The organism is Nostoc sp. ChiQUE01b (assembly GCF_034531255.1).
Taxonomy (GTDB): Bacteria; Cyanobacteriota; Cyanobacteriia; order Cyanobacteriales; family Nostocaceae; genus Nostoc.
Window position 1 is genome coordinate 83,148 of the sequence record NZ_JAVRBM010000034.1, and the last position, 6,287, is coordinate 89,434.

Consider the following 6,287-nt stretch of genomic DNA (forward strand, 5'->3'; position numbering starts at 1 on the left):
TTTCTCCCTCATCTCTCTTTACTACAAAGTGGGAACTCGCATCAACTCACGCCAAATGCATCTGAGATTTTCTCAAGATATAAAGTCCCTGTTGCAACGCCTAGCTGAACAACCTCTAACTCTAGGTGATATTCTGACAGAAACCTCAGAACGGGGCTTTAGCCTGGTAATTACATTATTAGTTTTGCCTTTTTTATTTCCTATGCCACCGGGATTAACTGGCCCATTTGGTGGTGCTTGTTTACTGTTGTCTGTGCAAATGGTTTTAGGAAGGCGATCGCCTTGGCTACCGAAAAGAATCGCTAACTACAAATTTCCTCGTTCCTTCGCCCAGTTACTTTTGCAAAATTTGGGACGGCTTACCAAAATTTTCCAGAAAATCGCCCGTCCCCGATTAGCAAAAATAGCTCATAATCCTTTAGTTTGGCGAATTAATGGGTTTTGTATCTCTTTATTAACAGTATTACTAATATTACCAATCCCGCTTACTAATCCTATCCCTACTATCGGTATTTTACTTTTGACTGTTGCCACCATCGAATCTGACGGTTTATTAATTTGCATCAGCTACGGCATTACTGTCCTGATTACCTCGCTGTTTGGATTTATTGGTTATGCTGTATGGTTAGCTCCCAGTTTGCTGCCATCAATATTGAAATAATAAAAGCCTTCAGCTTTTGGCTGAGGGCTGTAATTTCTTAGGGTGCATCTACCATTTATTAATCAGCTTTATTTATTGCCATATCTGGGAAAATTCTACTTTTAAGCAATTTGTTTATTGAATAAAAAGTATCAGCAATAAAAAAGCCTTCAACTAAAAGCTGAGGGCTATGATTTAATTAAGGTGCATCTACCATTTATTAATCCGCTTTATTTATTGCCATATCCGGGAAAGTTATACTTTTAAGCAAATTTATTTCTTGACTGAATAAAAAATTTCAACAATAAAAAAAAGCCCTCAACTAAAAGCTGAAGGCTGTGATTTAATTAAGGTGCATCTACTATTTATATATCCGCTTTAGTTATTGCTGCATCAGGAAGAATTGAAAAAAAATGGATAATTGCGGAATTGATTTTGTTAGCTATAGCAACCGCCAAGGCAGTTAGGACATTGGTGATTGCTCAAAACCTTGAAATTACTGGGTTTTTACTCAGCACGGGCTAAACGCCCCGCTTCCGCTAACAGCACTCAGCACTCAGCACTTTGCTATACAACGGTAGTACTGGCCTCAATGAGGATCGCCTACGGTATTTGACTAGGTAATTATTGACTAACTTCACATTAATTTTACAATTATCTCGATTTTCCTCTGAATACACAAAGTTTCTGTTAATATTTCTGATTCGATATCCGTAATAGTACGAGTTTAGTTTATTAGTTGGGTATATGACTATGAAAGTTAGACATACCCAACTTGATGAAGCGATCGCAATTTCTATTAGCCCTTGCTAGTCTTAGTATTGTCGGGGGAAGCTTTTTTCTGAGAAGAACTTTTAACAGTACTAGGGAACCTAAAATAATAACTGATACATCACGTTACAAAGAAATTCGTAATCAACTATGGTCTGATAATGACCAAGTAAAACATTTTCCTAATGAGATTCCTCCTGATGCTAAAGACGTTCGTATTGCTTACTCTCCCAAAGTTTTGCAAGGAAGTAGTTTTTTCCAAATTAGGTTAAAAGAGCCACCAAAGAAGATAGAAAAATTACTTTCACAATATAGAAATAGTGCCAAGCACAAATATAAAGGTGGTAACACAAACGACCATATAAATCAACCGAATGGTGTGCCGACAACTTTCTTTTACACTAGTGACTCTCCTACAGAATCTTTTCCAGCTACTTATGAAATATTAGTATTAAATACAGATGACAAAGGTAGACCTGGCTTTAAGTGGAATCATGGAGATAGCTACGGCGTCGCTATTAATAGTTCCACCTCAGAAATTATCTATTGGTCTGAAAAATGGTAATTAGCAATTCAAAATGAATTTGAATCGCCATAAAAAAAATTATTATTTGTGACATCAGACTTAATAAACTTATTACATAAATTAAAAGCCCTCATATAGGACTACTATTTGATTTTTGAAAAGATAAGTAGGGTGCGTTACGCTATCGCTAACGCACCGAATCCTTAAGAATGGTGCGTTACGCAAAACGCTAACGCACCCTACAAATACTAATTTTGTTCAAAAATCAAACCGGATTCATATAGTACTAAGTGTTGCTTTTACCTTTTTGGATATATCACTTTGGGTAGTTAAAACTTATAGTCAGTATAGCTAAAATTTATAAGTGCTTAAAAACTATCTGAATATGTAGAATGTCAACTGCTTTAATTACTGGTTCCTCTAGTGGTATTGGTAAAGCCTTTGCTCAAGAACTAGCTGCACGCAAGACAAATCTTGTACTCGTTGCTCGTTCTGAAGACAAACTAAGCCAATTAGCTAAACAACTACAAGAACAATACAACATTCAAGTAGACGTTATAGTAAAAGACCTCACAGAACCTAATGCAGCTACTAGTGTATTTGAGACCACGAAAGCAAAGGGATTAACCATTGACTTATTAATCAACAATGCTGGTTTTGGTTACTATGGCGACTTTGCTGAAGGGGATGGAGAAAAACAAGTCAAAATAGTACAATTAAACATTTTGGCATTGGTAGATTTAACTCATAAATTTTTACCCTTGATGCGGCAACGTCGTTCTGGAAGTATTATTAATGTATCCTCTATTACCGCATTTCAACCAATACCATACCTTTCCGTTTATGCTGCCAGTAAAGCTTTTATTCTCAGTTTTAGTGAAGCGTTATGGGCAGAAAATCATCAGTATGGTGTGCGTATTTTAGTCACTTGTCCAGGGCCAATAGAAACAAACTTTTTTGCAGAAGCTAATTTTCCTCCAGCGCTGGCAAGCAGTACAGATAAAGTCTATTCTTGTGAAAAAGTGGTTTGGGAATCTTTAGAGGCTTTAGAAAAAGGCTATCCAACTGTTATTAGCTCTGATAGTAGCACTCAAATTAGAAGCAAATTATCTCGGCTTGTACCGCGCAAAATTCTACTGAATATGTTAGCAAAACACTTTAAAGCCTAAGTATTTAGGAGTTAAGAGACGCGATTAATCGCGTCTGTACAGGAGTTGGGAGTGAAAGAAAGTGGTAAATTTAAAATTCCTCACTTTTAACTCCTCACTTTTAACTCCTAACTCCTAACTTATTACATATACCTTGTTAATTGAACTCGGTAACGCTCTTTTTTGGTAACGGCGATTTCCCCAATTTCTAAACGCCCTTTAGAGCGAATGGCGATTAAGTCGCCTGATTTGACTTGAGAACTAGCTTGGGTAACTTCTTTCCAATTGACGCGGACATCACCAGCATCGATGAAATCAACCATTTTGCTGCGGGACATACCAAAACCAGCAGATGCGATCGCATCTAATCTTAAAGAAGCCTCCACAGTAGTTAATTCTTTTTTCTTGGGTTCTCGAACCTTTAATTCAGTTAGCTGAATCTGCTGAGTTTTTACAGGAACCGATCGCACCTGTTTCAAACTCATTGACAAAAATTCTACCAACTCTGGTGCAACAATCGCCTGCGCCCCTCGTTCTCCTAAGACAATCACATCTCCCGTCTTTTCACGAACAATTCCTGTCCCCAACATTGCGCCTAAAAAGTCGCGGTGAGAGGCGGTATCAAACAGGAAATTACCAGCAATTTCCACGGCTACAAGGCTGACTTGAGATTGATCTAACGGAAGTTCCGAACGAGCGATCGCTATTCTTTGGCGTTCAGCTTGCGGATATCCACCCCACGTTACCAATTGCACTTCTGTTAATCGGTTAAACACCCGTTGAATTTCTAGCAATTCTGGGGGAGATAGAAAATCTGTCAAAACCACTTCCCAAGTTTTGATGGCTTGTTCTGCTTGGTCAATTACACGAGCTACACTATCTCGATTTTCAACACCTTTTAAAAGTTCTTCTCGTGGCAACATTCTTAAAAATTATGAGTTATGAATTGAGAATTAATCTGTTATAACTATCTTGATTCTAGCTTTTAATCCCTATTGACCCCTGATAAATAGTACGTACAATTATACGTAGAGACTAATAATTTTCTGAGATCGGCGTTGACTAAAAACGCATAACCTATGTCTATCGGGACTTTCGGCAATATCTACTCAGATGAGTTAATTACAGCATGGGAGATAATTGACGCGATCATCCATGAATGGCATGAGAGCGCTGTAGCGATGGCTAGTCCTGAACTGGCAGATGCTTTTAGTGCTGAGACTGATGAAGTACCATTAAAGTCCCCATCTACTCAGAGTCCTGTGTGAATGAGAGTATGTCAGACAACGCAGAAGAAAATCCAACAGTGGAGAATGTAGAGCCGCCATTCGTTAAACTGACGACTCCAGCATTATCTGAGATTGAAAATTCATTCAATACACAGTATTTGTGTCGGCATAACCTTGGATATTTTCTGGATCAAACTGACGTAATATTTTGGTTGCTTGGCGAGTAAGAGTTTCAGAACCTTGAACGGCAACTAAATATTTACCTGCATCTAAGCGGTTGCGATAAGGTAAAGCATCACCACCACCTACAAGTAAACCGACTCCGCCACCGACAAACACACCACCCATCGCACCACTAGCAGCACCCAGCAGTCCGCCAAGAATGTGATTGCCAACTTTACCCGCCCAAGCAAAAGTATCTAAACCAGTAATGAGGCTGAATGTAAAACCTGCAAAAAAGCCAAATGGTATGAGCCAGGTTGCCATCAGTTGTGCTTGCTTTTTGGCTTGGTCTTTGGGGTCAATTAAGCCAAACTCGTCAGCTGTTTTATATCCTTTCCCCAGGATAGTACTGTTTATGCCTTGTTCTTCTAAAGCTAAGTAAGCAGCTTCGGCTTGAATGCGGTCTGGTAATACGGCAACAAGGTAATTCATTGATTTACAATTTGTCTAATAAAAGTTTTGCCTTAATTAACAGCGTATCAGTCCTGGTGGATTGAACCTCGCATGACTAGAAGTCACATATCTGAATTACTCTAAGACTTACATCGGAGTTAGGAGGCTCATATCTTGCACCAAAGCACTGGAAGGACTACACAAACGCAGTGAAAGTCTTTTTACAGGGTAGTCCGTCTGCACAGACTAAAGTCAGATTAAGGGTTTTGAAGCCGCTTTGCGTCTATATTCATTCGGGTAGCCGCAATTTTAATCTTACAATTAAAATGCGGGCCGATCATTTTAGCAAATCTAATGGCTCACAAAAATTGTTTACGCCTTGCTTGAGGACATATAGCAAAACTGGCGTTGCCAAAATCTTAGGAAATGTCGGCGTTGTTTTTAGATGTTCCATCATCTTCTGAAGAGAAGTATTAAGCAAATCTTCGCGATATTCTTGTTCGCAAATGACCACACGCCATTTTCTCGCCAAGGCATCTAACCACTCAGAATTTGCTCTTTCTGGTTGTTGTCCGGCTCGGATAGCTAGTGTCATGGCTGCATCTTCCAAATCTCCATCACAGTCTTCAATTAAATCCAGCGCTTCCATATCGCTAGGATCGTCTGCCAATTGAGAGCGAAACTGTGCAATTTCTTGAGATGTTACTTTAGTCATGAGTCTTTGACAAGGCAAGCGATCGAACACTCAGTTATGCTACATCATTTCACAAAATTCCTGTTACAAATACGTTTTTCGAGGTGCTTTCAGAATCGAAAATCCGTCTTGGAAGGTTGAGCTACTACGTTACACGGGTTAAGAGGTTTGTTCGCTCTTAGCGTTCTCGCTATAAAAGCAAATGGTGACTGTTTTAAGGAAGCCGACGCACCCGACCATATCTTGCTATAGACTTTCCGCAAAATCCAAAATTTTATCCAGTCAGTAACAGATTTTACCAACAATACCTTCCCCAAGTTTTTGATAATTATTTGTAATAGGTTGGTAATTTACTGTAATGTATATTCTCAATAAGCTGATTACTAAACTCAAGAAATAACAGCTATTTGCTGCTTGATTGAGAGTAATAGCAAGTGGGGATGTAGGGGTGAAAATGGTATTGAAGCAAATATTAAAGATTCTTTTGGTCACAAGCTCTATTTGGTTCTATATTGCAATAAGTGGATATTCTGGCATCTATTCAAGTGATTCCTCAACAGGTGATTAAAGACCAGCGAACTCTTTTATAGTTTGGATAAAGCAGAAGACTGGTTTAACGCGGATTTCTCACAAAATCTGAAAAAATGGGATCAAAAACTGCGAC

At 38.7% G+C, this 6,287-nt stretch carries 7 protein-coding genes; 4 read left to right on the forward strand and 3 right to left on the reverse strand.

From position 1 onward, the window contains the following. Positions 1-55 precede the first annotated feature (55 nt). The 3 genes from RMY63_RS21770 (at position 56) to RMY63_RS21780 (ending at position 3,106) form a co-directional block, all read left to right on the forward strand. Positions 56-661 (forward strand): exopolysaccharide biosynthesis protein, encoded by a 606-nt coding sequence (locus tag RMY63_RS21770; RefSeq protein ID WP_322730702.1) that lies wholly within the window; start codon positions 56-58, stop codon positions 659-661. A 757-nt stretch (positions 662-1,418) separates the two neighbouring features. Continuing rightward, positions 1,419-1,976 carry a hypothetical protein gene (locus tag RMY63_RS21775; protein WP_322730703.1) on the forward strand — a complete coding sequence of 186 codons (558 nt, stop codon included), beginning with the start codon at positions 1,419-1,421 and terminating at the stop codon, positions 1,974-1,976. A gap of 353 nt (positions 1,977-2,329) precedes the next feature. Continuing rightward, positions 2,330-3,106, forward strand: a complete 777-nt coding sequence (locus tag RMY63_RS21780; protein WP_322730704.1) for an SDR family oxidoreductase — start codon at positions 2,330-2,332, stop codon at positions 3,104-3,106. A 122-nt stretch (positions 3,107-3,228) separates the two neighbouring features. Here RMY63_RS21780 and RMY63_RS21785 read toward each other — a convergent pair whose 3' ends face one another. Further along, complete coding sequence (locus RMY63_RS21785) at positions 3,229-4,008, reverse strand: photosystem II S4 domain protein (protein ID WP_322730705.1); 780 nt, start codon at positions 4,006-4,008, stop codon at positions 3,229-3,231. 156 nt (positions 4,009-4,164) lie between these two features. Between RMY63_RS21785 and RMY63_RS21790 the strand changes: the two genes are divergently transcribed. Then, complete coding sequence (locus RMY63_RS21790; RefSeq protein ID WP_322730706.1) at positions 4,165-4,353, forward strand: hypothetical protein; 189 nt, start codon at positions 4,165-4,167, stop codon at positions 4,351-4,353. Positions 4,354-4,458: 105 nt separating this feature from the next. Here RMY63_RS21790 and RMY63_RS21795 read toward each other — a convergent pair whose 3' ends face one another. Further along, complete coding sequence (locus RMY63_RS21795; protein ID WP_322730707.1) at positions 4,459-4,968, reverse strand: hypothetical protein; 510 nt, start codon at positions 4,966-4,968, stop codon at positions 4,459-4,461. Between the two features lie 298 nt (positions 4,969-5,266). Then, positions 5,267-5,644, reverse strand: coding sequence for a hypothetical protein (locus RMY63_RS21800; RefSeq protein ID WP_099099288.1), 378 nt, complete (start codon positions 5,642-5,644; stop codon positions 5,267-5,269). Between the last annotated feature and the right edge of the window lie 643 nt (positions 5,645-6,287).